The 26,466-nt window shown below is 52.3% G+C and carries 21 protein-coding genes; 11 read left to right on the forward strand and 10 right to left on the reverse strand.

The genetic code is table 11. The annotated features are described in order from the left end of the window. Positions 1-107: 107 nt before the first annotated feature. The gene (locus FYZ48_RS24725; protein ID WP_149345211.1) at positions 108-725 is read left to right on the forward strand and encodes an ECF-type sigma factor; all 618 of its coding nucleotides are present in this window, start codon (positions 108-110) and stop codon (positions 723-725) included. Next, positions 722-3,262 (forward strand): bifunctional serine/threonine-protein kinase/formylglycine-generating enzyme family protein, encoded by a 2,541-nt coding sequence (locus tag FYZ48_RS24730; protein WP_149345212.1) that lies wholly within the window; start codon positions 722-724, stop codon positions 3,260-3,262. Before FYZ48_RS24725 ends, FYZ48_RS24730 begins: the two co-directional genes overlap by 4 nt. A gap of 9 nt (positions 3,263-3,271) precedes the next feature. Here FYZ48_RS24730 and FYZ48_RS24735 read toward each other — a convergent pair whose 3' ends face one another. The 3 genes from FYZ48_RS24735 to FYZ48_RS24745 are packed head-to-tail and all read right to left on the reverse strand — an operon-like array spanning position 3,272 to position 6,841. Further along, positions 3,272-4,639: a carbon-nitrogen hydrolase family protein gene (locus tag FYZ48_RS24735; RefSeq protein WP_149345213.1), complete on the reverse strand. Its 1,368-nt coding sequence runs from the start codon at positions 4,637-4,639 to the stop codon at positions 3,272-3,274. Positions 4,640-4,656: 17 nt separating this feature from the next. Beyond that, positions 4,657-6,360: a glycerol-3-phosphate dehydrogenase/oxidase gene (locus tag FYZ48_RS24740; RefSeq protein WP_149345214.1), complete on the reverse strand. Its 1,704-nt coding sequence runs from the start codon at positions 6,358-6,360 to the stop codon at positions 4,657-4,659. Between the two features lie 22 nt (positions 6,361-6,382). After that, positions 6,383-6,841 (reverse strand): GNAT family N-acetyltransferase, encoded by a 459-nt coding sequence (locus tag FYZ48_RS24745; protein ID WP_145041662.1) that lies wholly within the window; start codon positions 6,839-6,841, stop codon positions 6,383-6,385. Positions 6,842-7,026: 185 nt separating this feature from the next. Between FYZ48_RS24745 and FYZ48_RS24750 the strand changes: the two genes are divergently transcribed. From FYZ48_RS24750 to FYZ48_RS24775, 6 genes are all read left to right on the forward strand, one after another. Continuing rightward, positions 7,027-8,184: a XylR family transcriptional regulator gene (locus FYZ48_RS24750; RefSeq protein WP_149345215.1), complete on the forward strand. Its 1,158-nt coding sequence runs from the start codon at positions 7,027-7,029 to the stop codon at positions 8,182-8,184. 164 nt (positions 8,185-8,348) lie between these two features. Then, positions 8,349-8,912, forward strand: coding sequence for a DJ-1/PfpI family protein (locus FYZ48_RS24755; RefSeq protein ID WP_145041660.1), 564 nt, complete (start codon positions 8,349-8,351; stop codon positions 8,910-8,912). Positions 8,913-8,956: 44 nt separating this feature from the next. Beyond that, entirely contained in the window at positions 8,957-10,285 is a 1,329-nt protein-coding gene (locus tag FYZ48_RS24760) for a Gfo/Idh/MocA family protein (RefSeq protein ID WP_149345216.1), read from the forward strand. 64 nt (positions 10,286-10,349) lie between these two features. Beyond that, complete coding sequence (locus FYZ48_RS24765; protein WP_149345217.1) at positions 10,350-11,108, forward strand: phytanoyl-CoA dioxygenase family protein; 759 nt, start codon at positions 10,350-10,352, stop codon at positions 11,106-11,108. A gap of 37 nt (positions 11,109-11,145) precedes the next feature. Next, positions 11,146-12,087 carry a sugar phosphate isomerase/epimerase family protein gene (locus tag FYZ48_RS24770; RefSeq protein WP_149345218.1) on the forward strand — a complete coding sequence of 314 codons (942 nt, stop codon included), beginning with the start codon at positions 11,146-11,148 and terminating at the stop codon, positions 12,085-12,087. Between the two features lie 41 nt (positions 12,088-12,128). After that, the gene (locus FYZ48_RS24775; protein WP_187782199.1) at positions 12,129-13,916 is read left to right on the forward strand and encodes an arylsulfatase; all 1,788 of its coding nucleotides are present in this window, start codon (positions 12,129-12,131) and stop codon (positions 13,914-13,916) included. Positions 13,917-13,923: 7 nt separating this feature from the next. Here the strand turns inward: FYZ48_RS24775 and FYZ48_RS24780 are convergent, their stop codons facing one another. The 4 genes from FYZ48_RS24780 to FYZ48_RS24795 form a co-directional block, all read right to left on the reverse strand. After that, positions 13,924-14,184 (reverse strand): hypothetical protein, encoded by a 261-nt coding sequence (locus FYZ48_RS24780; RefSeq protein ID WP_149345220.1) that lies wholly within the window; start codon positions 14,182-14,184, stop codon positions 13,924-13,926. Positions 14,185-14,368: 184 nt separating this feature from the next. Beyond that, positions 14,369-15,148 carry a TPM domain-containing protein gene (locus tag FYZ48_RS24785; RefSeq protein WP_149345221.1) on the reverse strand — a complete coding sequence of 260 codons (780 nt, stop codon included), beginning with the start codon at positions 15,146-15,148 and terminating at the stop codon, positions 14,369-14,371. Then, entirely contained in the window at positions 15,090-15,890 is an 801-nt protein-coding gene (locus FYZ48_RS24790; protein ID WP_149345222.1) for a TPM domain-containing protein, read from the reverse strand. The genes FYZ48_RS24785 and FYZ48_RS24790 overlap by 59 nt, the downstream gene beginning before the upstream one ends. Before the next feature lie 52 nt (positions 15,891-15,942). Beyond that, the gene (locus tag FYZ48_RS24795; protein WP_187782200.1) at positions 15,943-19,905 is read right to left on the reverse strand and encodes a PQQ-binding-like beta-propeller repeat protein; all 3,963 of its coding nucleotides are present in this window, start codon (positions 19,903-19,905) and stop codon (positions 15,943-15,945) included. Positions 19,906-20,240: 335 nt separating this feature from the next. Here FYZ48_RS24795 and FYZ48_RS24800 point away from each other — a divergent pair, with 335 nt between their 5' ends. Then, complete coding sequence (locus FYZ48_RS24800) at positions 20,241-21,569, forward strand: leucine-rich repeat domain-containing protein (protein WP_187782201.1); 1,329 nt, start codon at positions 20,241-20,243, stop codon at positions 21,567-21,569. 18 nt (positions 21,570-21,587) lie between these two features. Further along, the gene (locus FYZ48_RS24805; RefSeq protein ID WP_149345225.1) at positions 21,588-22,490 is read left to right on the forward strand and encodes a uracil-DNA glycosylase; all 903 of its coding nucleotides are present in this window, start codon (positions 21,588-21,590) and stop codon (positions 22,488-22,490) included. 20 nt (positions 22,491-22,510) lie between these two features. Here the strand turns inward: FYZ48_RS24805 and FYZ48_RS24810 are convergent, their stop codons facing one another. The 3 genes from FYZ48_RS24810 to FYZ48_RS24820 form a co-directional block, all read right to left on the reverse strand. Further along, on the reverse strand, positions 22,511-23,035 hold the full coding sequence (locus FYZ48_RS24810) for a CBS domain-containing protein (protein ID WP_149345226.1): 525 nt from the start codon (positions 23,033-23,035) through the stop codon (positions 22,511-22,513). A gap of 335 nt (positions 23,036-23,370) precedes the next feature. Then, positions 23,371-24,399 carry an alpha/beta hydrolase family protein gene (locus FYZ48_RS24815; RefSeq protein ID WP_149345227.1) on the reverse strand — a complete coding sequence of 343 codons (1,029 nt, stop codon included), beginning with the start codon at positions 24,397-24,399 and terminating at the stop codon, positions 23,371-23,373. A 26-nt stretch (positions 24,400-24,425) separates the two neighbouring features. After that, entirely contained in the window at positions 24,426-25,073 is a 648-nt protein-coding gene (locus tag FYZ48_RS24820) for a TlpA family protein disulfide reductase (RefSeq protein WP_187782202.1), read from the reverse strand. A gap of 149 nt (positions 25,074-25,222) precedes the next feature. Between FYZ48_RS24820 and FYZ48_RS24825 the strand changes: the two genes are divergently transcribed. Beyond that, positions 25,223-26,464, forward strand: coding sequence for a c-type cytochrome (locus FYZ48_RS24825; protein WP_149345229.1), 1,242 nt, complete (start codon positions 25,223-25,225; stop codon positions 26,462-26,464). The last annotated feature ends 2 nt before the right edge of the window (positions 26,465-26,466 follow it).

Below are 26,466 nucleotides of genomic sequence, written 5' to 3' on the forward strand. Positions count from 1 at the left end.
AATACTTCTGTTTCACGGAAAAGCGGTCTAAGCTGTTGCACCGTCTCAGCATACGATATAATTCAGTGTTCCCGGACAGAGTTTCATTTTCAGGAAAACAGTCGCGAATGTCTTTAATCGAAGAGACTGTCACACAGTGGATCGATCAGTTAAAAACGGGCGATGCGCGCGCTGCGCAGCGGCTGTGGGAGTCCTATTTTCTGGAAATGGTGGAAGTGGCTCGCAAAAAGCTGCAGGGGGCACCACGCGCCGTGGCTGATGAAGAAGATGTCGCGCTCAGTGCTTTTAAAAGTTTTTGTCTGGGAGCGCAGAATGGCCGCTTTTCACAGGTCACCGATCGAGAAAACCTGTGGCCGCTCCTGGTGGCAATTACCTCGCATAAGTCCGTTGACCTGATACGCCATGAGAATCGGAAAAAACGGGGAGGCAGTGGTGCCAGCGGCACAGAGTCGGAACGCAACAAACAAAGTTCTCCCGTTGATTTTGAGCAGATTATTCAGAGTCAACCTTCCCCGGAATTCACTGTCCAACTGGCCGAGGAACTGGAACGCCTGCTCGATTTATTGGACAAAACCGGCGATTCGACCTTAAGACAGGTTGCGTTAGCCAAAATGGAAGGGGAAACTACAACTGAAATTGCCGAACAGCTGGGTTGTGCCCGTCGTACGATTGAACGGAAGCTTCAGCTGATTACCCGTCTTTGGCAAGAGGATTGCAATTTGTGAAGTCGCGAAATGGAACAGATTTCGAACAGCTCCCTTCAGATCTGATGCTCAAAATCAATCAGTTGTGTGACCAGTTCGAAACAGAGCTCAGGCAGGGAGATCTACCATCAATTACAGATTGGCTGGATCATGTTGCCGTCGAATATCGCGAAGTAATTCTAAAAGAACTGATACCGCTGGAAATCGAACACCGGATTCAGACTGGTGACATACCGCAGGTCAGCGACTATCTGCAGCCGTTTCCCCTGCTGGACCAGGACTGGTTATCGGAAACGATTGCAACCGCCAGAGCTGAACTGAAATCTGCAAAAGCGAACGATCTGTCATCAGGCGCTCAGGGAAATTCCATAGAGTCCTACAGGGAGCGGATTATTCAGTCCGGGGTCCTGGCTGCCTCTGAACTGACCGAAATTCTCGAAACGGCTGAATCACTTTCGTCTGCAGATGAAATGGCAGAGTTGCTGACTCAGTCTGGTCGACTTACGACATATCAGAGTCAGATGCTGCTTGAACCGGAATGCCGTCCGTTGTTGATTGGCGAATATCTGATTCTGGAACCGATCAGCTCAGGGGGCATGGGGACGGTTTATAAAGCCATTCATCGGCGGATGAAACGGATTGTGGCGCTCAAAGTAATTCGTGCGGATCTGGATCAGAATCCGGAACGGCTGAAGCGATTCGAGCGAGAAGTGCAGACCGCCGCGCGCCTGTCTCATCCCCATATTGTAACCGCTTACGATGCAGGGGAATCACAGGGGATCCATTATCTGATCTGCGAATACATCGATGGTGAGAGCCTCACTCAACTGGTACGGGAATCGGGACCGCTTGATTTTGCAGACGCGTTACATTGTCTGCAGCAGATCGCGGAAGGTTTGAATTATGCCCATTCCCAGGGAGTGATTCATCGGGATATAAAGCCAGCGAATATTTTAGTCGATGATCAGGGAGATCTGAAAATCCTGGATATGGGGCTGGCCCGCCTGCAGGAATCATCAGCGGACATTCTCACCAACGGAGAACAGACTGAACTCACCTCCAGTCAGATTTTCATGGGCACTATCGATTACATGGCCCCCGAGCAGGCACGGAATACCAGGTTAGCCGACCATCGCTCTGATATTTACAGTCTCGGTTGCACATTCTATTTCCTGCTGACAGGGAAACCCGTTTACTCCGGGGAGACGACAGTCGAGCGGATACTCGCGCACAAGGAACAGCCGATCCCTCGCCTGTCGAGCATCTGCAACCAGGTGCCAACGGACTTTGATGAGATCTTTTCAAAGATGCTGGCCAAGGAACCTGACGAGCGTTATTCGAGCGTGAGCGATTTATTGCAGGACCTGCATAATTTCAATCTCAGCTACGATGCAGAGCAGACAGCTATGCTCCCCGCTGCTGAGTCTGCTGATTTCCAGACAGAGGCAACGACTGCAGCAGAAGCCTGGGCCAGTCAGACGACCAGGGAGCAGCCCGCGGTATCCGATTATACGGTGATGGCTGGAACCACTGTGCCACACCAGGCACCTCCTGCAGGCAGACGGCGTGGCTTGATCTGGGGGGGCGCTGCGGTCGCAGCAGCAGTACTGCTTATGTTCCTGTTCAGGAATCCGCAACGTCAGTTGGCAGAAGACTCGACTGCTGGTCCTCTGGAGACGACTCCAGGTCAGTCGGGTCAGCTCGATGCCGGAACGATTCAGGCAGAGTATGCAAAACAGGTTCAATTGCCTGCTCAGACCAGTGAGAAAATCTCTGGCGGTCCTGAGCCGGTGATGCTCAATCTGACTTTGATTCCTCCCGGCGAGTTCGTTATGGGAACGGATGAATCAGATCCGATTGCCTATGACGCGCCAACACATCCTGTGAAACTGACACGCCCGTTTTATATCGGGACGACTGAAGTGTCGAATCAGTTGTTCCAGAGTTTCGTTGATGAAACCAGCTATCGCACAGATGCAGAACGGGCTGGCGGGTACGGAATGACTGGTGGCAGCTGGAATCGGTCGGGAAATTATTACTGGAATAATCTCGGCGAGCTACCTGTGCAGAAAACTGCGCCGGCCGTCAATATCAGCTGGAATGATGCAGTCGCGTTTTGTGAATGGCTCTCACGAAAGACGGGGGCTATTTATCGGCTTCCCACTGAGGCGGAATGGGAGTACGCCTGCCGGGCGGGGACACAAACCCCCTGGTTTTTTGGGGATAGCCCCGAGGGTATGGCGCAGTATGCGTGGTTCCAGGGGAATGCTGAAGGTAAAGTATATCCTGCGAAACAGAAGCAGCCCAACCCATTCGGACTCTATGACATGTATGGTAATGAGTGGGAGTGGTGCCAGGACTTCTATGCCGCCGACTATTACCGCAGCTCTCCCTCCGAAAACCCGACAGGTCCCACAGAAGGCAGCGAACGGGTACGTCGTGGGGGCGGCTTTCAACAGCCCGCTGCCCAGATGACTTCTTATATTCGCGGTCATGGACCACCAGAGACACCTTCGCGCGGTGCATTCAGGGTGGTCCGGGAAATCCCCGTTGACTAAAGGTTTTAACTAGCGTGTTTCCGTCGGTTCAACAAAACCTTCCACGGGACGTTCACGGTAGATCCGCTCGCGAAAGTTACCCAGGAAACGCCAGAGCTTCGGCTGGGACAGATTCACCTCTGCCATCACCAGTGTGCCCCAGTCTTTGCCGATCGAGAGCATCTTGCCTTCCTTGTCGATGATCGTTGTTTTCATCCAGTCTCGGTCGGGATCGGTGTAGGTGCTGGTGACGAGAAAGACCTGATTTTCGATGGCACGTGCCTTGGCGAGTGTCGGATTGCCGCCCCAGATCGGCATGGCAATGACTTCAGCCCCATTGTTGGCCAGGTTCCGGGCCACTTCAGGGAAATGAACATCCCAGCAGATCATCATTCCCAGTTTCCCGAAGCGGGTGTCAAATACCGGATATTCTTTCCCTGGCGAGATTCCGTGCTCAATTTCTTCACGGGGAAGACAGACTTTCCGATATTTACCCACCAGCTTCCCATCAGGGCCGATCAAAGCCGCTGTGTTATAAACGAGGTCTCCCGATTGTTCCAGCAGGCCTGCCACAATATACAGATTAAAATCCTTCGCGAGTTTGCCGAAATATTCGGTTGAAGGGCCGGGGACCGGTTCAGCCACATCTGCGTAATCCAGGCCTGTGCCGCACATGGTGAGACACTCCGGAAGACAGATCAGGTCAGCCTGTTTCTTACCTGCTTCTGCGATCAGCGGAGCGAACTGTTGGCAGTTCTCCATCGCTGACTTTCCATTGCGAGGACGCAAATGAGCGGATGCCAGTCGGATGATTCGCTGCGCGGGAGCAGCTTCCGGATTCAATTCCGGCAGACTCCACAGAACGCGTCCCTGACCGGCCCAGCGGAGATGCAGTTCTACTTTGGCTTGTGTCGCCTCTGTCGGGACCGGATACACGTCAGTTACTTCGGTCCAGCCTGCTTTGTTGGTATTTCCATCTGCGGGGAATACGGGTCTCACTCTGTCATCGGCACCCTGGACGCGCGAAGGAATCAGATTCCCTTTTTCATCGAGCCATGTGATTTTGACGACTGCATTGCGACGCGGAACAGACAGTCCTTCGGTTTTTCTCCAGACATGAAAACGATATCCCTGTCCTCCCTTGACCGGGAATGTTTTTACCCAAGCTCCATGCGATTCTGTCTGGTCGGGTGCAGCAGAGATTGCCAGCGCCCCTTTACCATCGAAGGAACCCTGGGGGAGATAGTTGAACTCCGGCTTGACCGGTTCGCGCATCGCGATCTGTTGCCAGCCCTCAGGGACGGGCTCACCTGCTGATATTGAAGTGCTCTGCAGCAATAGAGTCAGCAGAATTCCCAACAGTAAGGAGATAGACGGTGACTTAAGGGAAGAATTCATGAGAAGACCTTTCGGTTTTACGTTGTAACAACCGCTTTACCGTAAAATTGATCAAGGTGCGTTTTGTAAGATTGTATCAGATCAGGAGTCTGCTCAGGTAACACTTTACCGGCTGCAACAAGGCATTCTGTGAGATCGTCTAATGTCTCTTCCTTGAGTGTTTCGGAGAAGATCAGCATTAAACGACGTTCGACAAGGTCGCCTAAAGTTTCTGCCCACTCATGCTCAATGGTCCAGGCAACATACTGGCGTGGCAGCGAAGTCCCCCGGATCAGTTCCGGAGAAAACTCGGGGAGCGAATCGAGTATCTCCTCCAGGTAGGTTCCCTGTAGCGTCCAAAGTGCCTTGATGCTGTCCCGGGGGAGCGAGTATTTTTCGGCAAGACGATCCAGTTCCGTGTTGAAAATGGACTCTGTCTGCGGGTAGCCTTCTGCTCCGGGAACCAGGCGGGTTTTGGATTGTGAGAAATAACTTTTTCCCAGTTTGCGCAGGATCCGATCAGAAACTTTTTCGGCAAAGGCCCGCCAGGAAGTCAATTTGCCTCCGACCAATGTGACAATCCAGCCAAAGGGACCTTCGTAATCTTTGAGCGAATGATCGCGGGAGATCGAGGCGGCTTTCCCCTGTGGCTGATAAGGCAGAGGACGAACACCACTGTAATGCAGATTGATATCATCGAGGGTCAGTTCGACCTGGGGAAAAACCATGTTGACCATCTCTACCAGGTATTTCAGTTCCTCCGGACTCGCGGTGACATCCAGCGGATTACCCTCCACGCGAACATCGGTCGTGCCGATCAAGGTGGAGTCGCCAAAGGGGAGAATGAAAACCAGTCGACCATCGCTGGCTTCGGAATAGACAGCTTGTGTGCCCAGCGCCTCACGCAGCCCAGGGTGAAACGAAATGATGTGACTACCCTTGGTTCCCCCCATCAGACGGGGGGACGGTACATCCATCTGTTCCAGCGTCAGATCACCACAGGCCCCCGAAGCGTTGACGATAACGGTTGGAACGAATTCACTTTCAGGTTGTGCGTCCGCATGCAGATTGCGAATCACCGCGGTCCGCTCTTTGAGCCTGACCTGGTGGTAGGTCAGCAGTTCGAATTCGATGCCTTTCTCACGGGCAATACGCTGACAATCATGCAGCAGCGCGACGACGAAGCGTTCGGGAAATCGCATTTGTGCATCAGAATAGCAGGCCATCCAGCGGAATTTGGACGCATTGATTTGAGGAAGTCCCGTTTCCCCGACATTATGAACGGAATGGCGAGGGAGATTTCCCTTTGATGCAAACCAGTCGTAGAGGGTCAGTCCGATGTTGACCAGATACAGTCCGCGTTCTGAAGAGAAATTCAAATGCGAGGTCAGCCAGGGAACGCCCGGCACACGGAAGCCACTCAGAAACCGCAGCCCGGAAGAGGGGATTCCCGATGCCCGATGAGACAGGGGAATTGCAAAACGCAGGGGCTTAACCAGGTGGGGAGCCAGGTTCAACAGGATGCCCCGTTCGTGAACCGATTCACTTACGAGTGAAAAATCGCCATATTCCAGATACCTGAGTCCACCATGAATCAAGCGGGATGATTTCGACGTCGCCCCCTGTGAGAGATCTCCCTGATCGACGATCGTCACCGGCATATCGTTGAGCAGCAGTTCCCTGGCGATCGCGACGCCATTGATGCCGGCTCCGAGGATGAGTGCCCGCTCTGATTGATTCATTGAGGTTGTTCCTGCCTGAAGTTTAAGTGGTCGGTTGGAATTCCATGATCAGACGATGCTCATGAGGGCGATAGTAGCCCTCTACCCGGGTACGAACATTGAATCCGAAGCTTTCGTAGAGTTTGACTGCGGGGGTGTTTTCCGGATTTACGGTCAGCAGAACGACGTCTTGTGCGTCTTGCAGTGCCTGCTGCATCAGGGCCGAGCCGATTCCCTTGCCGCGATAATCAGGGTGGACCATGATTTTGTGAAGAAAAATTTCACTGGTATTTGTGGGGAACATCAAGAGCGCTCCTGTCACGCGTTCTCTTTGATCGGGCTGCGACTCCACAGAAATTAGAACCGTCGCATACTCACACCAGAGCCGCCAGGCATGCTCACCATCAGGGATATAGGTGTCCGGCTCTTCGGGCCAGGCGATACGGTCCAGGGCTGCTACATCCAGAAAATGACCCGGTTGAGCCAGTTTAATCTTATACAATCCAAAAGCCTTTCATTGTCGCTTTTTTTCAGAGAATCTGCGGCTGAGATACTGAAGCCTATTGTACGATCTCATCTGAACTGTTTCGATCTTGATTGAATAGAATTCGGCGTTCCGGTAAAAGATTAAGTGGCTTTTAAATCCATCTTGAAATATTCCGCTGACAACATCTGCTTGCTGATCACATGACTTCCTCTTCCATTCCCCACGTGGCACTGCTGATTGAGACCTCCCGCTCCCATGGGCGCGGGCTGTTGAACGGCATTCGTCAGTTTATCGCTGAGAATGAAGAGTGGTCTGTGTTTCTGATGCCCCGCTCCCTGGATTCTCAGATTCCGGACTGGATCTCCCGCTGGAAAGGGGATGGAATTCTCAGTCGAACGACCAGCCAGGAAATGGCCGACGCGATCACCGCTTCCGGGATTCCCACCGTTGAACTGCGGTCGACGAAACTCAAGCATGCCTTTCCGTTTCTGGGGATCGATAACCGGGCCATGGGACGACTGGTCGCCGAGCATTTTCTCGAACGGGGGATTCGTCACTTCGGTGTCTATGAAATCGGTATCGAAGTCTATTTTGAAGAACGCAGGGACAATTACATTCAAACGATCCAGCAGGCGGGTTACGAAGTGAGTGTGTTTTCCGCGGCAGAAGATTCGGAGGCCCCTCGCGAATGGGAGAAGCACCAGGAACAGATGGCAAACTGGGTACGTGGTCTCCCCAAACCGGTGGGGATCATGGCATGTACCGATCAGCTCGGTTTCTGGTTGCTGGATGCCTGTGACCGGGCAGGAATCTCGGTTCCCGATGAGGTGGCCGTGGTAGGCGTCGAAAATGACGAGATCCTCTGCATGATGGCCCGGCCGCCACTTTCGAGCGTGGCTTTCAACTCAGCCCGGATTGGTTACGAGGCGGCAGCGTTGTTGAGCAGATTGATGCAGGGGGAGCCAGTCCCGGAAGAACCGTTCATGATTGATCCCCTGGGAATTGTGACACGTCAGTCTTCCGATGTCGTCGCCGTGGATGATCCGGAGCTGGCCATGGCGCTGCGGTTCATTCGCGAGAATGCCTGTCGTGGAATTCAGGTGGGGGATATTCTCAAACAGGTTCCGCTGTCTCGAACCGCGTTGGAACGACAGATGAAAGCGGCCATTGGACGTTCTCCCAAAGCAGAGATTCTCCGCAACCAGCTGGAACGGGCCAAAGAACTGCTCGTCTCGACCGAATTGTCTCTGGCACAGATCTCGGAACGCGTTGGATTTCGGCACGCACAGCATTTCAGCACGATATTCAAGGAGAAACTGGGGGAAACGCCGGGCTCTTATCGTGCTAAAATGCACTGAATTAACGTTTTGCTGACAAGATCCTGGAGCATTTTCAGGTCATAATTGTGATTTGATACGCAAAACCTGATAATGTTTATGGGAATCCGTAATGACGGGGAGGGGATCCCTCGTAAAATTAATTCCGTTCGAAGTTCATATTTTACGTAGAAGGAAAGACTTGAATGAACAAGGTGCTGATCATCGTTGGTGATGCCACAGAAACTGTCGATACGCTGTATCCCTACTATCGCCTGATTGAGGGAGGCTATGAACCTGTCGTCGCAGCTCCCGAAAAACGGCGGTACCAGATGGTATTGCATGAAGTCAAACCGGGCTGGACCATCACCAAAGAATGGGAAGGGTATTCGATCGAAGCAGACATCGCTTTCAAAGATATCAAAGAAGAAGAATACCTGGGTATCTTTTTCAGTGGTGGACGTGCGCCAGAGTACATTCGCGACGATGAGGATCTGATCCGCATCACACAGCATTTCTTCGAAACCGGAAAGCCGATCGCTTCCGTCTGCCACGGAGTGGAAATTCCAGCGCGGGCCGGGTGCGTCAAAGGCCGTCGGATGGCCACTGTGCCTAAGTGCCAGTTTGATCTGGAAGTCTGTGGCGGCATTTTTGTCAATGAGCCCTGTGTGATTGACGGGAATCTCGTCAGCGGCCGCACCTACCATGACCACGGACACTATATGGGACCCTGGATGAAAATGCTGGATGAAGCCCAGAGCCAGTTCTGATTTGAATTCAATAACCAATCTTGCCAGCGCAACAGGAGAGTGTAATGACTTCACGGAAACTGACACGTCGATCATTTCTGAAAACTTCTGCAGCCGGTCTGCCGCTTGCCTGCCTGGCACCGGGGGTCTTCGTCAATACGGCACGCTCTGCTCAAAAGTCACGGAACTCAAACGAGCGGCTGAAGATTGGTTCCATTGGTATGCGTTACCAGGGATCGGTCATCGCAGATAAAGCGCAGGAATATGGCGACATCGTCGCGATAGCCGACGTGGATCGTGAGATCGCGCAGAAGGCCCGCAAGCAGTTTGGCGGTAAAGCGACACTGTTTGAAGATTACCGTGAGATGCTTGAAAAGGCCGACATTGATGTCGTAACGATCGGCGCACCCGATCACTGGCATACTAAAATGCTGATCGATGCCTGCCGGGCCGGGAAAGACGTCTATTGTGAAAAGCCACTCACACTGACCGTAGATGAAGGTAAGATCCTGAACCGGGTTGTCAAAGATACCAACGCGGTCGTGCAGGTCGGAACCTGGCAGCGAAGCGATCATCGTTTCCGCCAGGCCGTTGAAATGGTACATGACGGACGCATCGGCAACCTGAAGAAGGTGACCGTCACGCTCAGTAAAAACAAAACGGGTGGTCCCTTCAAGCCCGAGCCTGTCCCTTCAGTCTTAAACTGGGATTTGTGGCAGGGGCAGACTCCTGATGTGCCTTATATTAAGGAACGTTGTCACTATACGTTCCGCTGGTGGTATGAGTATTCGGGGGGCCAGATGACTGACTGGGGCGCGCATCACATTGATATCGCCCAGTGGGGAGCTGGAATGCAGGATACCGGTCCTGTCGATATCGAAGGGACCGCCACATTTCCGAACGTCGAAAACGGCTACAATGTTGCCCTCGACTACCATTTGAAGGCCCGCTATGCCAACGGGGTGATTCTGGAAGTCAATGACACCGGTCGAACCGGCGTCATGTTTGAAGGTGACGAGGGACGAATGTTTGTAAACCGGGGGACGATCGCCGGTAAACCCGTCGAGGATCTGAAGCAGAATCCACTGCCCCGCGAAAAGTTTAATGTCTATGCTCACGACAATCTCTCCCGACCTCCCCGGATGGGCAAACTGGATGCGATTGTCAATCACATGGGCAATTTCTTCGACTGCATCGAATCTCGCGAAACGCCGATCTCGAGTGTGCAGAATCAGCACCGTTCAGTTTCAGTCTGTCATATCGGCAATATCTCTCAACGCCTGGGGCGTAAGCTGACCTGGGATCCCGAACAGGAACTGTTTGTGGGAGACGACGAAGCCAATACGTGGCTCAAACGGGAGCAGAGAAAAGGTTACGAAATCACTGATTCCTGAACCGTAGTCAGTTCAGCGTTAAACAAGTTTCGCCTGTCCCGTTTTTCTACAACCAGGAGCAATCATGTCGGTTTCCACAGGGATCATCACGGAAGAGCATAAACGTCAGTTTGAGGAAGAGGGATATTTTATTCTGGAGAGGGTCATCCCCGAAGAGGATCTACAGATCATTCGGGATTCCTGTGCTCATCTGATCGATCTGATGCATCAGGAAATGGATCGGCTGGGAACAGACCATATTCATATTAGCCATCGAGGCAAACGTTACCACATCGCGAAAAAATACGATCAGGCGCCACGTCTGACTGAATATGTATTTGGCGATCTGATGGCGGAAATCTGTAAGGCCACCATCGGAGACACAGCGTATCTGTTTTACGATCAGTACGTTGTCAAAGCGGCGGAGAAGGGGATCAAGTTTTCCTGGCACCAGGATTCTGGCTACCTGGGGTTCAATCATCGTCCCTATGTGACGGTCTGGGCGGCCGTAGATGATATGACCGTGGAAAACGGGACCGTTGATGTGTTGCCCTTTTCGACGGTTGGTATCCGTTCCTTAGTGGAACACATTCGGGATCCTGAGACCGGCGACAAAACCGGCTACTTCGGTAAGGAACCGGGAGTCACAGCAGTCGTTCCCGCAGGGAGCCTGGCTGTGTTCAGTTCTCTCACCTTCCATCGCAGTGGTGCTAATACGACCGATAAAATGCGTCGGGCGTACGTCACCCAATATTCACCGGAACCAATTTATGATCCGGAAACCGGTCAGCCCAAACATTTGGCGGTACCGTTCCTTAAAGGTGGGGACCGCGTGGTATCCTGATCAATTGAGTGAAACAGAACTTTAGAAAGACAGACCAATGCACGAACAGATCACTCGTCGCGGTTTTAATAAACGACTGCTGGGAACAGCCTGTGCAGCGACTTTGGCTGGCAACACTCTGGCTGCGGCGACTAAAACACCACAAAAGGCATTTCAACTGAACTACATTGTCGCTTCCTGTATGTATGGGACACTCCCCCTGGAAACGATTCTGCAGGAAACTCCCAAAACGGGAGCGCAATATCTGGAGATCTGGGCGAAACGGCACGGGAACCAACGCGAGCAGATTGACGAGTTGGGCGTCGAAAAGACAAAGCAGCTGTTTGATCAATACAACGTCAAGCTGGGCAGCTTTACCTGTTTCAAGTATGGCCTGTTCAACATGCAGGGCGAGATGGACCTGGTCAAGCAGTTGGGCGGTGACATGGTGATCTGTAACAGCGGAGGTCCCAAAGGTCTGAAAGGGGCCGAACTGAAAGCTGCGATTAAAAAGTTTGCCGAAAAGCTGAAACCGCATGTCGATGCTGCTGCTGAGAAGGGCGTCATTGTCGGCCTGGAGAATCATGGAGGTGGATTAATCAATGATCCGGATACACAGCTCTGGCTGATGGAAATGCTGCCAGCGAAAAACTTCGGAATCGCGCTGGCTCCCTATCACCTGGAACAGGATCCGGAGATGATGGCCCGGCTGATTCAAGATCTGGATGAACGGCTCGTGCACTTCCAGGCCTGGCAACACGGCATGGGCTGTATTAAGAAACTTCCCAAGGAACAGGAACTCCTGCAACTGCCTGGTCGAGGTGACCTGAATTTTGTTCCCGTCCTCGCAGCACTTAAACAGATCAACTACCAGGGACGAACCGAAATCTTCATGCATCCCGTACCCCGCGGAATTCCGATTATGCCTACCGCGGAACAGGTGACGGCTGAGATCAACCGTTCTCGCGCCTATCTGGAGAACTGTCTGAAACAGGCATGAACTGCAATCGCAACTCAACACCAAGACTGAGGCTGTTTTTCATGAAAGTACGACGTATCCTCCTGACGGCGGTATTCGGTCTGATCTGTCTGATGTCTCTGGAACATGCTCAGGCACAGGAACCAACCAAGCGGCCCAATATTCTGCTGATTATGGCTGACGACCAGGGATACTGGGACACGGAAGTTGCTGGCAACCCTCACATCGAAACGCCTGCTTTAAAACAGATGGCGGCGGAAGGGGTCACGTTCACACACTTCCATGCAAACATGGTATGTGCTCCCACGCGTGCCGGATTGATGACGGGGCGACATTATCTGCGGACCGGACTTTATAACACGCGTTTTGGTGGTGATACGCTGGGCCGGAATGAGACGACGATCGCACAGGTGCTGAAATCAGCCGGCTATCGGACGGCGTTGTTCGGAAAATGGCACCTCGGGCGTTATTCTCAATATCAACCGCACCGGCGGGGTTTCGATCATTTCTTCGGTCATTACCATGGTCATATCGAACGCTATTCGAATCCAGACCAGGTGGTGGTAAACGGGCAACCGGTCGAAACACGTGGCTATGTTACTGATCTGTTTACTGAGGCGGCGATCGATTTTATCAAACGCGACCAGCAGCAGCCTTTCTTCTGTTTTCTGGCCTTCAATGCACCGCATTCTCCTTTTTTGCTGGATACGACTCACTTCGGTCAACCGGAGGGGGACAAGCTAATCGAAAAATACCTCGCCAAGGGGCTACCTCTCCGAGAAGCACGCATTTATGGAATGGTGGAACGCATTGATCAAAATCTTAGTCGATTGTTCAAAATGCTGAAGGAACAAGGACTGGATGAAGAAACGCTGGTGATTTATACCAGCGATAATGGAGGCGTCAGCAAGGCGTTCAAGGCGGGCCTTAAAGGAAGCAAGGGGAGTGCCTATGAAGGGGGGACGCGCGTGCCTTTCGTCGTCCGCTGGCCTGGTCAGATTCCAGCAGGAAAACAGACCGACGCGCTGGTAGCTCAGATTGATTTGTTTCCCACGTTCTGCGAACTGGCGGGAGTCAGTATTCCCGAAGGTGTTGACCTTGATGGAAAATCCATCCTGTCTCTCATGCTGCAGGGGGGAGGTGAGTCGCCTCACGAGTACCTGTATCACACCTGGGATCGTTACACACCGAATCCATGGCATCGCTGGTCGATTCACGGTCCACGGTTCAAGCTGGTAGGACACGATCCTCAAGGCAAAAAGAAACAGCAGGAGCCGGCTGGTCAGTTGTATGACCTCACAGCAGATCCAGGTGAGACCAAGGACGTCTCCCGGAAATACCCCGAAGAGGCTTCCCGCCTGCGAAATGAGTTTCACCGCTGGTTCGATGATGTGACTCAGGGGCAGGAATATCAGCCGGCTGCGATACCTGTGGGAGATCCTACGGAAACGGTTGTCGAGTTACAGCCGAGCTGGGCCATCATTGATGGTGACGGACTCGAATATTCGTTCGACGGATATGACTGGGATACCCTTGATGGCTGGAAATCCAACAAGAGTACCGCGCATTGGCAGTTGGACGTACTGAGACCGGGCCGTTATGAGGTCGAACTCAGCTATGGATATCGTTCGGAACCCACGACAAGCGGAACTCTGCAACTGACAGTAGGGGATCAGAGCCTGAGTTGTAAGTTCCCCATGACGACAAGCCAAAATGTCTTCATGAAAACCAAGACGGGCACGCTGACTCTGCCACAGGGAGCACAGAAGCTCACAATTCGGGCCGCTGCCCCCGAGGGGATTCAGGGACTGCGGCTGAATTCAATCTGGCTCAAAGCCTTACCTGAATAAATCAGGATCAGAGTGACTTACGAATTCGCTGGAAGCTTTCCTGGATCTCTTTGCCGACATTCCATAGCGCGTCCGCTACTCCGCCAGCTGATTCCGAGACGGCATCTTTCATCGGTTTATAATCGTCCTTCAGTTTATCAAACCGATCCGTGACCTGTTCCCACTCGTCCTGTGCTTCTTTCTTTCCCAGATGAATTTTCAAGGCCAGTTCATCGCGTTGTTGTTGCAGAGCACTGATCAGTTCGTCCATGCGATTGCGGTTGGTCATGGTTGTGGTTCCTTACTTTGGATCATTCTATTGAAAACAAAGATCAATTGGTCAGATTGAATCTTGCTGTGTTTTTACAGCTGCTTACTTTCATTATACCAGTTTTTCCAAGAAGTCGACAGCTGCTAAGTTGCAACTGGCCAATATTTAATGGCTCACATCAGTCGCCTACATTGGAGTCGTGTCAGTCAATCAGAACCAGGGCGTCCTGCAGTTCGTTTTTATCATCAGAGGCACGAGGCAGGGGCTTAGCTGCCTGTTCGCCGATTTCTCGAATGACTTCACAGATCGTTTCAGCTGCCTTCCCTGAGTGGAGACCTGCTGTCAGTTTTTGGCAGATCTGATCAATGAAAGTCTGCCCCAGTTTGTCGATGACCGCCTGGTCAGCCAGTGTCACTGCCACATGCTCAAACAGGGAGATGTAGATGAGTACTCCGGTCCCCCCCTCGGTGTGGTGGACGCGCTTATCGAAAAAGATCTCCCGGGCACGAGCGGCGACTTCATCCTGCATCTGTTGGCGGGGCGTAAACAGACGACGAAGCCAGCCGATGCGGCTTCCGGCAATCGCTCCCAGAATAAACGCGATGACCATCGCGAGGGCCGCCAGAATCAGTTCGACAATGACGGGTAAACCGCCCCAGTCACCTGCCTGTCCCTGAACACGGGGAAAGAAATACCAGAAGCCCAGTGCTGTGATGACGGTCAACCAGATCCCCACAACGTCTTCCGGACGATCGTAGCGACCTGAAGCGGTTGCCAGTACTGGGACAATCTCACAGGATGTTTTACCCTCGGCGTCAACAACGGCCTGCTCAACCTGCTTTTGTTGTTCTTCGGTTAAAAAGTTAAATGCGCTCTGCATGGAAATGAGCTTTCGATCTGGAAACTGGGGAATAACGATCTGGTTACCACGAGCCGGTGGCACCGCCACCACCGGAGAAGCCCCCTCCGAATGAGCCGCCACTGAAACCGCCTCCTCCACCTCCCCGGTTGGTGAGCATCTGGTAGAGAATCGTGCCGATTACCGCAAAGATGACGCCCCAGAATAACCAGGCCCAGCCACTGGATCCGCGGCGAATTAAAGAGACGATGGTGAAAATGGCCAGGCCAATCACCACTGCGATGATGACGTAGCTCCAAGCAGACTGTGGCTTGGCAGGCATTGCCAGCTTGCGTGCCATTTTATCGAGGGCTTCGACTCCCGCCAGAATTCCCTGTGAAAACTGTCCCTGTTTGAAATGGGGGATGATGTAGTCGTCCATGATTTCACGGCACTTGGCATCGTCTTCCCGCCCCCAGCCGGCTCCCAGCTCAATGCGTGCCTTGCGATCATCTTTAGACACCAGTAACAGAATGCCGGTATTCCAGTCCTGATCATTCAGTTTGGCGTGTCCGATCTGCCACTGGTTGAAGAGGATCGTTGCAAAGGTTTCGATCCGCATATCAGCGCCGCCATGTTTGGCCATCGAATCGATGGTGACAACGATGATCGGCGTCGCCTTATCTGTCAGCAGTTTGTCACAAATCTCCTGGATCTTTTTCTTTGCCGGTTCATCGATCATGCCGGCCAGATCGCGAACGAACTCACGATCTCCCGGCGGTTCGAGCGTTAATTCCAAGGCCTGAACTGAATTCAGCCTGCTGAAACTGATTAAGGCCAGCGTCAGAAAGACGACGAGGTATTGATACTTGAGTGGGGATTTCACGTAATCTCGCTTGATTCAGAGAACTGACTTCAGTGATTAAACTGAAGTCAGTCTATGAATCTGTGCGAATAATTTCAATTCCACTTAGTGCAGCCGGCATTTGCTGGGCTGCTTCGTTTTGCGGGGCCAGTTCGAGATGAAGATTGTCTTTGACTGGTACTCCCTCGAATTTCAGAACCTGAATTCCCTGTTTTCCATGTGGATTGAAATCTTCCTGCACGACCTTGCCCTGCAGTTTAATTGTAAACAGGGGGGCTGCCTGAGAGTCATTGACAGAGACGGGTTCCAGTTCCGAGAAGGAGAGCTGCACCGAATAGGATGCAGGTTCGTCATCTTTCCCCAGTAGCGGAATCGTACATTCTTTCAATCCCCGTGCCCAGGAAGTATAGACCCAGGGTGGTTCTGCTTCTTTCACAGGATGCGTAGTTTCATTCAGACTGTTATAGCCACCACCACTGTTGAATTTAGGACTGATATCAAATTTGAAGTCGAGCCCCGTTTCGCGACTGGGCTTCGGACGCGGATATGCCATCCAGACAGTTCCGCGGGCATCCCGCCGGTCACCGGGAGCTCCCATATTCAGGGCCATGTGATCGACCGGTGTTTTCGGACCGACCGAGCTGAAAATAGTCCAGTGTTTTCGTTCTTCTCGCGGTTCGAGCACAATCGTTGACGAAATCGAAAACAGACAGACACAGCCGGCACTCGATTCCGGGATCATGACCAGACCGTTGGCTGGGATCGCGTTGATCCAGCAACCCGTACGATGGCCCGCGAAGTGACGGGTGCCTGCGTCTTTTTCCAGGTCATAAAAGCCGGTGAAACCGGAACGGAACATCAACAGGTTTTCGGAGGCGGCCAGCATGCCGCAGTGATGTCCTTCCCGCATGATACTCCAGGGAACTTCTTTGCCGGTCAGTGGGTGTTTCCGCATGTGCTGCAGACCGGTGTAGAGGTCGTAGGACCAGGGTTCAGCAATTACCTTGTCACCCACGATGATGGGACGATGGCGATAGTTGGCGTCCTTCTTCCAGAGAAGTGCACCATCGTTTGCATTCAGAGCAACGAGTCGACGTCGCGAGAAATCGCCGGCGATAAACTGTTTCCAGTAATGACCGTTGGCATTGGCGCCACAGAGCAGCAGAACGTTGTTCTGGTAGAGCAACGTAAGTTTTCCACCCCCAATGCCAATTTCGCTACAGTCAGTCACATCGACTGGGGTGGACCAGAGTTTTTTGCCCGATTTGACGTCGAGGGCGACTGCGAGACGCAGGTCCTGTTTTTTCAGGCGGTCTTCTGCGATTTCCCGTTCTTTCCCGGTCAAATCTTTCAGGTGTGATTTGTCCTGACGGAGAATCTCTGCCCGCTGCTCGCTGGTAATGGAACTATCGATAAAATAAGCGGCTTCCGGACCAATGGCGATGGTGTGATGCGCGATGCTTTTGCCCTGATAGGTCCAGGCAGGTTTACCTGTTTTGACGTCGATTGCAAAAACGGCGTCCGTTGAATCTTCAGTTCTGCGACCGCGGCGGATCTGCCGGGCAGCGAGTTCCTGACGAGTCGTCGCGGTACCGAACAACAAGCCATCCTGATAGGCGAGGTATCCCCATTCGTGCTTGCCATCATTGAACTGCTCGGGCAGGGGGATTTTTTTGACCGTTTTCCCCGTGGCTGCATCCAGTTGATAACAATATTCCTTCATCATGAAAAACAGGCTGTCTTCACTGGCGACCAGGTTACCAGGGTTCTGGTTCTGGAATACACCGGTGCGGATGGCCTGGGGATTTTCACGTTCCCAGAGAAACAGTCCGTTATAGGCATCGAAGGCCATGATGGTGCTTTCACCCTGAATGAACAGGCGGCCGTTGATTGCCAGTGGACCTACTGCCCCTTCATGGCGGTTTACCATTTTCTTTTCACCGGGGTCGCCAAACCAGAGCACACCCAGACCACCTCTGACGAGTTGATCCTTGCTGCTGGCGGTATTTCCCGGATCAGCATACTGATGTGACCAGCTGCCGGCTCCTGGAAGGGCTCCCCGGATGAGCAGGGCGTAGCCATCCTGAGTCTTAATCTCTGCGGTTTCGGTAAGGCCGGTATCTTTGAGCCAGCCTGTCAGACTGACTGAATCCGTTGTTGCTGATTTCGGGGCGGCGGGGGTTCCCAGACAGATGGTGCCTCCCAATGGTTTGACATGCGTGGCGACATCTTTCGGAATCCCAGGGACTTTTCCTGTTTTGAGCAGTGTGTCTGAGACAATCAGATTTGCAAAGTAGTGTGAATAAGGCAGCGGCGATAGTTCGGTCTGATGGAATGTGATCCGATGTCCGTAGTAGCCTGCCTGGCTCAGTTTTTCCCGGGCTGCAGCAACTTTGGCAGCATCGGGTTCGATACAGTAGAATTTCAACTTTGAGTTGCGGGCCAGTTCGTAAGCCAACTGTCCCTCTTCACCACCCAGAACCAGGCAGAAACCGTCTTGGACTCCCGTGTTTTTCAGGATGTCCTGAGCAGCCTGCTGGTAACGGGCAGACGCAGCATTGTCCGCATATGGATTCTCTGTTGAGACGGTATCGAGTTCCGTCAGCTTTTCAGTCGGAGTACTTGAGGAGCCAAAACCGATGATGTCGCCAGCGGAGGTGCTGACAACCAGCTGACCATCAGAAACAGCCAGGCCTCGGGCCTTCCCTTTGACTTTCAATGTCTGCAGGACCTTGCCGGAATCGGCTTCGAGAATCAGCACCTGCTCCTGACCGCCGGCGATGACTTTATCTCCCGCCACGATCAGTGAGTCACGGGCAACGATTGGCTTCTCCCAGATGACTCCTGCTTGAGTGTATTGTTTATTTTCTTCCTGTAATTTCTTGATCTGATCCCGGGCCGCTGTGGCTTTGTCGCCTTTGAGGCTGCGAAGTTTACGGAACAGGCCGTTGATGGTCATTTCATTAGCGTGGGCTTTCTGAGAACCTTGGGCATGCTCGAGCCGATTGACCTTTAACAGGCTCGTATCGGTGGCCAGGTAAGCGTACTCATCTTTGACCACCATCTGTTGTCCATTGATCCAGGCAAAGCCCACATCGCCTTCATCCTGAGTCAGGGCGAGAATATGGTGAGCACCCATCGAATAGATCTGTCCATCGGCCAGCAGCGCCTGGGTGCCGCCGACAACACCACCCGCAGTGCTGCGCCAACTGTAAGATCGGTTGTGTTCCTGTTCCCCTGTCTTTTTATTGAAGGCTGCGGGAAGAGAACGACCAGAGGGGAAAAACAGGAAATCATCATTAGCTAGAATATAGCCTTGGGGTGAGAGTTCATTTCGACCAGCGCTGGTCTGACTCAGATTATCGATTTTCCAGATTACTTTTCCGGAATTGGCATCAACGGCATACAGGTAAATATTTTCATGGGGAAAAATGCCGGCACCGAAGTAGGCGATTCCTTCATCGACCAGTACGTTTGTGCGGACGGGCCAGCGTGAGACCATTTCTCCGCGGGCAATAATCATTTCTTCGTTCAGCCCTGCCCGCAGTTTCCAGATCTCTTTTCCAGTTGCTGCGTCAAGGCAATACACGAATCCATCATCGGAGCCAAAATAGACTTTCGCCTGATGGACGGTCGGGGAGAGGCGAATCGGCCCGCCGGTAAAGAAACGCCAGAGTATCTGGCCACTTTTCAGATCAACGCAACGCAACTGATGATCGACCGAGGATCCGAAATAGACCTTTCCTGCAGAGATCGCGACCTGAAAGGCATCGTCAAAATCAACCCGCGATTCCAGATCGTGGCCTTCGATGACCCGTTCGCCGGGATCGGTCTGGCCAGTCTGAGGTGCACTTGGAGCCGAGTATTGCCAGGCAGGGACCAGGGGAGTCTGGATGCTGTCCGATGTGGCACCAGCACGCTCCCGATCCATGAGATAAGTCGGCCAGTCTTTCGCTGACAGCTCATTCCTGGGCTGAGTTAAAACAGAGACGAGGGTAAGCAGACAGAGGGTGAGGAGGGGGAGTCGCTGTTTCACTGATTGATCCTTCATAATCTGGCGGAGATCATTCCGAGCCGCCTGTTGAGGGGGCGGGTAATAATCAAGCTAATATATCGATGGATGTTGATGCCATTGAGTATACCGGGGCTGGTCGTGGAATCGCAAGTAGTTGCAGAAAACAGACGCTTTGAATTGCAATGTTTCTGGCAGGGCTCTATTTTGGGGATCATTGTTAGTTTTGTGAGTGCGTTTGGTGAATCTTTGATTTTGAGTCAGGGAACGCTGGCCTGACGCTCGCAATCAGCTCACGATTTATCAAAAAATCGGTACCTGAAGTGCGTGTCCAATTGAAATCTATGAGGGATCTCAGGATGAAGAATAAGATATTACTATCTCTGGCAGGTTTGTGTCTGTTTAGCGGCTGCCCCGCTCACAATCCTCCGTCTGATCAGGGACAGCAGAAACAGGAACAGCCGACAGAAGGTAAAGAACACAAAACCGCACCAGAAAAAGAAGTGACGGTAAAACCCGATGATCCCGAAGCGGTCAAAGCCTTCAAAGCTCTGGACGCGAAAATGGTAACCTCCGATGATGGACGGGTGCTCATTCTCGATTTGAAAGGGACAAACGCCAAGGACGAAGACCTGAAGCATCTGGCTGGTTTGCCTTCCCTGGAACGGCTGATTATCTGGGGGCCAAATTTTACCGATGCAGCGACCGAAGAGATCGGTAAAAAGAAGGGGCTCTGGTTTGTCAGTCTGGAAAGCACGGCCATTGGCGATGCAGGGGTCAAAAATCTTGCCGATCTGAAGGATCTGCAGGTACTCTCATTGCGGGCGACCAATATTACCAATGATGCACTGAAGACAGTCGCACAGTTTCCGAAGTTGAAAGACCTCGATCTGCGTTTCAATAAGGAAATCAACGACGAAGGAATGCCGCTGATCAAAGATATGAAAAACCTGAGAGTGTTGAAGGTCCAGGCAACTCAGGTGACCGATGACGGCATGAAAGATGTGGCCCAACTACCGAATCTGCAGCGACTGAATACCTGGGGACGCAACATCTCAGATAAGACTCTGGCGCTGCTCAAGGATAAGAACTTGGTATCACTGGAACTGGATGATACGGAAATTTCTGATGAAGGACTGCAGCACCTCAAGGGGATGACCAATATGGAAGCCCTGCATCTCCGTCGTGACTTTGTGACGGACGCGGGCATCGAAAATATCAAAGATATGAAGAAACTGCAGACACTGCATCTGCGTGATACTGTGGTTACCAATGAAGGGATGAAGAATCTGTCGGGACTGACGGAGCTGACCTATCTCGATCTGGATGAATCGATGATCGGGGACGAAGGGCTGGAGCAGCTCAAAGATCTGAAAAAACTGACCCGTCTCGGCCTCTGGGGAACCGAAACGACTGATGAAGGTTTGAAGGTGGTCTCCGGATTTACCGATCTGAATCGGCTGAATCTGGAAGGTACTCAGATTACCAATGCTGGCCTGGAGCATCTCCTGCCCCTGAAAAAACTCGAATATCTGAATCTGAGCAAAACGGAAATCGGTGATGAAGGATTACAGAAACTCACAGCCTTGAAGAATCTCAAGGAAGTGCAGGTCAGCTTCACCCAGGTGACAGAGGACGGGATCAAGAAGTTCAAGGAAGCGGTTCCCGGTTGCAAGGTCAAGCATTAAAGGATTGGTCGAGCGCAGATGTCTGATCAGGAACAACAGCGGGCACAACGGGCCGTACGTCAGTTTATGCAAAGCTGGCAGCGTTCCGGGCTGACGCATATCAAACACGTCGAGCCGGCGCCCGTGGTTGCTGCGCCTGCAGAAGTTGTTCCACCTGCTGCCCCTGAATCGAAAACGCCGCTGCGAATACGTCCCGCTGAGCCTGAGACTCCACCCGAACGCACACCGGTCTCCCCGCCAGAGCCAGCAGTTGAACATGTTGTTGAACCGGTTGTAGAGACCGCAGACCCGCGAAAGGAAATGAGCGTGCCCCGAACAACGAAATCGAGACTTTCCAAGGCAGATCGCCAGTCTCAACTGGATATTGTGGCTGGGGAAGTTTCTCAATGTCGTCAGTGCCCGGAACTGGCTGAGACACGCACTCAGACCGTATTTGGAGTCGGGAATCCGAGTGCAAAAATCATGTTTATCGGTGAGGCACCCGGGGCGGATGAAGATAAGCAGGGAGAACCCTTCGTGGGGCGGGCAGGGAAGCTGCTGGATAAAATTATCGAAGCCTGCCAGATGAAACGCAGCGAGATCTATATCGCGAATATTCTCAGGTGTCGGCCTCCTGGGAACCGAAATCCGTCCGATCAGGAAGCGGCAAACTGTCGAGGCTTTCTCGATGCTCAGATTGAGATTGTCGATCCGGATTACATCGTCTGTTGGGGCTCTGTGGCTGCTAAAAATCTGCTGCACTCAGAGCTTCCGATTGGCAAGATGCGCGGGCAGTTTTACGAATATGGTCGGGCCAGAGTCGTGTGTACCTACCATCCGTCCTACCTGTTGAGAAACCCATCCGCCAAGAAGAACGTCTGGGAAGACATGATCTTACTGTTCAAAGACATGGGCATCGACCTCAAGGCAACTCAAAATTAGGAACCGTAAGGTCTTTTTGGCTAGTCGTCAATCAGACCATGCAGCTGCAGCAGCTGGCGATGAGAATTGACTCGATTCAGGTGTGGCGGATTGATGTCCTGCGTTGATGAGTGAAATTCTGTCGTGGAAGACACTTTCACTTCCTGCTCTGTCTCGCAGTCGACTTCATCTAATGTCAGCATCAGGCGGAACAGGTCGCGGCAGGTCAGTTTTCCGATCAGCAGTCCCTCATCTGTTACAGGCATACAGCTGTTGCGACGATCTCGGAACAGGGGAGCCTGCAGCAGGGCATCGTCATCCGGTGAGAGGGTTTCCAGCTGAACATGCATGATTGATTCAACGGGGGCATTCATGTCAGCGAGCTGCAATTTCTGTTTCAGAAAATTGTACTCGGGAACAACGCCGACCAGTCGCATTTGATGGTCTGTCACATAAACTTCAGGCGATTCTGCTTCGATCATGCGCCGGGCGGCTTGCTGAAGAGTTGTTCCCAGTGGCACACTGACAGGACTCTGGGTCATCAGATCACGAACTCGTACCTGCATTGTTTCTTCCTTGGCAATGACCTGTTTTGAATGGTTTCAAAACGGTTTCTACAATAGGGACGGATGAAATCGGTTTATCTCACAGGGGAGATTGAAAATTACAGGCCCACTGAAAAGTAGTTCAAGTCCACTGCTGAAAGCAGCAACAGTCTTCAACCAGCCTTTCAATCAAAGATAGGTTGCCAGGAAACAACATGATGCATTTTCTCAACACATTCTCTCGAAAAGCGGGGGGCTGTGCGAAAACCATGCGGGTTGTGCAGGTTGTATCGAGAAGAACTTTGAACCCAGGCAGCGGTCAGCAAGAGAGCAGATTACTGACAGCGTCACTTTATTTACTGATGGCCCTGCAGAATCTCTTCTGCGACCTGATAGACGACTTTCGGCCCCGTGGTCGCCTCAATGTGCCCGAGTTTGTGATGCGAGACCCTGGTGCCCCATTGTTCTGCCAGCTCTGCGATCCGCAGTGAGGGGACAAAGCGATCAAAGTCGGCGATATGCAGATGAATCTGATCGGGAGATAATAACGGTTCCCACTGATTCAATCGCAGTGGTTTACAAAGCGTTTCCAGTTGAGCTTCCTCGGGCGGATCGTGACTGGCGCCGCGGCGGATTGCATTTACTACAGTGCCCCCTTCATCAAGAATTCGCAAGAGATCGACAGGAGGCGTAATTGCATGCGCGAATTCGAGGTTTTCCACCAGCAGAGTCGCTATCAGCGTTAACCAGGCCCCGTGACTGATGCCCATCAGACCGATACGATGTCCCTGAGACTGGAGTGTCAGAATCAGACTCCAGAGATCGAGAACTCCCTGCCGGGCGACCATCAACTGGTGGTCGATATTTCCCCCTGCGATTAACTGGCCAGGTCGGTATCCCGGGGGAGTGCGACGGAAATTGAAAGGGCTGTCCAGCATGACCACATCGATGCCGTGTGGCGTTAATCGTTCCGCCAGCCTGTTAAAGCTGCGGACACCCAACTGCACAATTCCATCAACGGCGACAACGGTCAGACGTTCCGGGTTGTTGCTCTGCGTGGATTGAACGGTCGATTTCCAGTGGCGACCTTTGACGCGGTCATTTTCAGGAAAACCGCTGGCGACGCTGGACTGGAACCTGAAGTCATTTACTTCCGCAGAGGGGAATGTAGTCTTGGAGGCCGGACGTAACTCGGACTGATACTCCAGCTGGGCTGGATCTGGTTTCGGAGAAAAAAACTGGTCTAACTCGCCACTCTGGAGTTCCGGCGTGGTTTCACGCGCACTCGAGATCACCAGCGGTTGCTTTTGGTAGTAGAAGAACCGATGCAGGAGATAGAAACCAACAACCTCATCCAGGCAAGTCGACCAGAGCTTTTGAAACATACAATAAACTCGGACTGGGGAATGTCTTATTCCGGTTTCTGTTTCAGGGCTGATTCGATTGCTGCTTCAATATCTGCCTGCGTGATTTCCTGGCTGGGGTCTGCAAAAGAGAATTTCTTAACTAGTTTCCCACTGCGGTCGTAGATACGGTAATGCGGGAGCGCGCCGTCGTCGATTCCAAAGGTCTCCATCGGATCCTTGTCATCGGCTGCGGTCGCCAGGACGTTAGTGAATTGCGCATTCTGCTTTTCGAGAAATTCGCGAACGGCTTTCTGAGTTGCCTCGTCTGATTCATCCATGCTGACCGAGATCACACTCAACCCCTGATCGGCGAGTTTCTGATTCCATTCCACTGTATGGTGGAAATTCTTGACGCAGGGAATACACCAGGTCGCCCAGAAATCAACCAGAACGACTTTACCCTGCTGTTGCTTGAGGATCTCTTCAAAACCGGCGGCATCGCTTAAGGTCAGTTTGATTTCTTCTGCCTTAGCGGGTTTGGTTTCGGGAGTTGCTGTCTCAGAGGGAACAGCTTCGGGCTGCGGCTCAGTTTTTGTTGTTTCCTGGCTTTCCTGTGACGAGCAGCTGAATGTGAGTAGCAGCAGGCTGCAAACGAGAGCGGTGCGAAACAGACTTTGCTGACGAAGGTTGTGTATCAGTTTTGTAAGGATCATGGTTCGTCCCTGAAAAGTGTAATTAATCGGATATACCTGTTCGAATTTTAAACAAAAACGGAAAAGGAGCATAGTGTGAAGCGGGTTTCCTTCAGTAAGATTAAAGAGTCCAATAATTATTGAAATGTCTTTTTAATCCGGGACCCTTTATGAATTTCCCTGGCAAAACGTTTCTGATCTGCACAGTACTGAGTCTCTCTCTGTTAGCGGATCTTCACACACCTCTCCAAGCCGGTTCACCAGAGATCTCCGTACAAATTGAGCGATTGGAAAACACCTGGTTGTATGAAGTCGCGGATGGTGACTATCAGATTCTGGTGGAAGGAGAACCTCTGAAACGCATTACCGGGGCAGAGTTGCCTGCTTTACGCGATCTGGAGATCAAGTTACAGAAACAGAAGCAGAATGATCCTCGGGCAGCGCAACAGCTGAATGCACTGTTGATTGCCATGGGACGCATTGCGGACGAACCGACTTTGATCTATCTGCATGAACTTTTCGAATCTTATCCCGAGCGAAGAAATGATGTGGCTGAGGCTATCAGCTGGTATTCACAAGAGAATCAGCGCCGGGACGCCGACTGGCGGATTCTGGTACGGTCGTTAAATATCGTCGAAGGAAAACAGGCCCGGGCTGTGATGCAGGCATTGACCCGCTTTCACAGGCGATCCAACAAAGCACAATGGATTCGGCAGGTGATTCTGGTCGGGCTGCAGCAGAATCCTGAGGGGCAGGCAATTGCAGTGAAACTGCTGGAGCACTGGACTGGACAACATCCCGAACAGTCGGGAGAAGCTGCTTCTTCTCCGCTCGTGGCCTGGCAGAAATGGTTTGCTCAAAAATATCCGGACGAACTTCCCGCGGAACTTCCGGTGGAACCAGAGGACAGCCGCTGGAAATATGCCGGCCTGTTAAAAGAATTGAAGAACGAGTCGACAAAACCGGCTAATCTGAAGCTGGGAGCTGAAGCATTTGTTAAGGCGACCTGTGTCAAATGTCATCTCTTTGGAAAAACAGGTGAGAAGATCGGACCTGATCTGACTCATGTCAGCAGGCGTTTCCAGCAGAAGGAAATCCTGCAGGCGACCATCTTTCCTTCTCATTTCGTTTCGGAAGAATATCCCACGTTTACCATTATTACCAGTGCCGGTAAGTCTTATACCGGCATGATGGGCGCAGCGGGACCCGATGAGATCATGTTGTTGACCAGTGAAGGCAAACGACAGCTCATTAAAAAGAAGGATGTAGATGAGATCATCCCCGTCAAGAAATCGTCAATGCCTGATGGACTGCTGAATCTACTGTCGAAAGCTGAGGCCGTCCAGCTGATTCGCTATCTGTCCCGACTGCCTGAAGGTGCGTCAGAAGCATATCGGCATACAACGCGATAGGC

Source organism: Gimesia chilikensis, assembly GCF_008329715.1.
GTDB classification, from domain to species: domain Bacteria; phylum Planctomycetota; class Planctomycetia; order Planctomycetales; family Planctomycetaceae; genus Gimesia; species Gimesia chilikensis.

Bases quoted from the DNA above. Each gene is read 5' to 3' on its own strand.
- FYZ48_RS24820 (WP_187782202.1), bottom strand. From the start codon at position 25,073: ATGATCCTTACAAAACTGATACACAACCTTCGTCAGCAAAGTCTGTTT.
- FYZ48_RS24825 (WP_149345229.1), top strand. From the start codon at position 25,223: ATGAATTTCCCTGGCAAAACGTTTCTGATCTGCACAGTACTGAGTCTC.
- FYZ48_RS24800 (WP_187782201.1), top strand. From the start codon at position 20,241: ATGAAGAATAAGATATTACTATCTCTGGCAGGTTTGTGTCTGTTTAGC.
- FYZ48_RS24725 (WP_149345211.1), top strand. From the start codon at position 108: ATGTCTTTAATCGAAGAGACTGTCACACAGTGGATCGATCAGTTAAAA.
- FYZ48_RS24760 (WP_149345216.1), top strand. From the start codon at position 8,957: ATGACTTCACGGAAACTGACACGTCGATCATTTCTGAAAACTTCTGCA.
- FYZ48_RS24740 (WP_149345214.1), bottom strand. From the start codon at position 6,360: ATGAATCAATCAGAGCGGGCACTCATCCTCGGAGCCGGCATCAATGGC.
- FYZ48_RS24770 (WP_149345218.1), top strand. From the start codon at position 11,146: ATGCACGAACAGATCACTCGTCGCGGTTTTAATAAACGACTGCTGGGA.
- FYZ48_RS24810 (WP_149345226.1), bottom strand. From the start codon at position 23,035: ATGCAGGTACGAGTTCGTGATCTGATGACCCAGAGTCCTGTCAGTGTG.
- FYZ48_RS24755 (WP_145041660.1), top strand. From the start codon at position 8,349: ATGAACAAGGTGCTGATCATCGTTGGTGATGCCACAGAAACTGTCGAT.
- FYZ48_RS24750 (WP_149345215.1), top strand. From the start codon at position 7,027: ATGACTTCCTCTTCCATTCCCCACGTGGCACTGCTGATTGAGACCTCC.
- FYZ48_RS24780 (WP_149345220.1), bottom strand. From the start codon at position 14,184: ATGACCAACCGCAATCGCATGGACGAACTGATCAGTGCTCTGCAACAA.
- FYZ48_RS24775 (WP_187782199.1), top strand. From the start codon at position 12,129: ATGAAAGTACGACGTATCCTCCTGACGGCGGTATTCGGTCTGATCTGT.
- FYZ48_RS24805 (WP_149345225.1), top strand. From the start codon at position 21,588: ATGTCTGATCAGGAACAACAGCGGGCACAACGGGCCGTACGTCAGTTT.
- FYZ48_RS24765 (WP_149345217.1), top strand. From the start codon at position 10,350: ATGTCGGTTTCCACAGGGATCATCACGGAAGAGCATAAACGTCAGTTT.
- FYZ48_RS24735 (WP_149345213.1), bottom strand. From the start codon at position 4,639: ATGAATTCTTCCCTTAAGTCACCGTCTATCTCCTTACTGTTGGGAATT.
- FYZ48_RS24815 (WP_149345227.1), bottom strand. From the start codon at position 24,399: ATGTTTCAAAAGCTCTGGTCGACTTGCCTGGATGAGGTTGTTGGTTTC.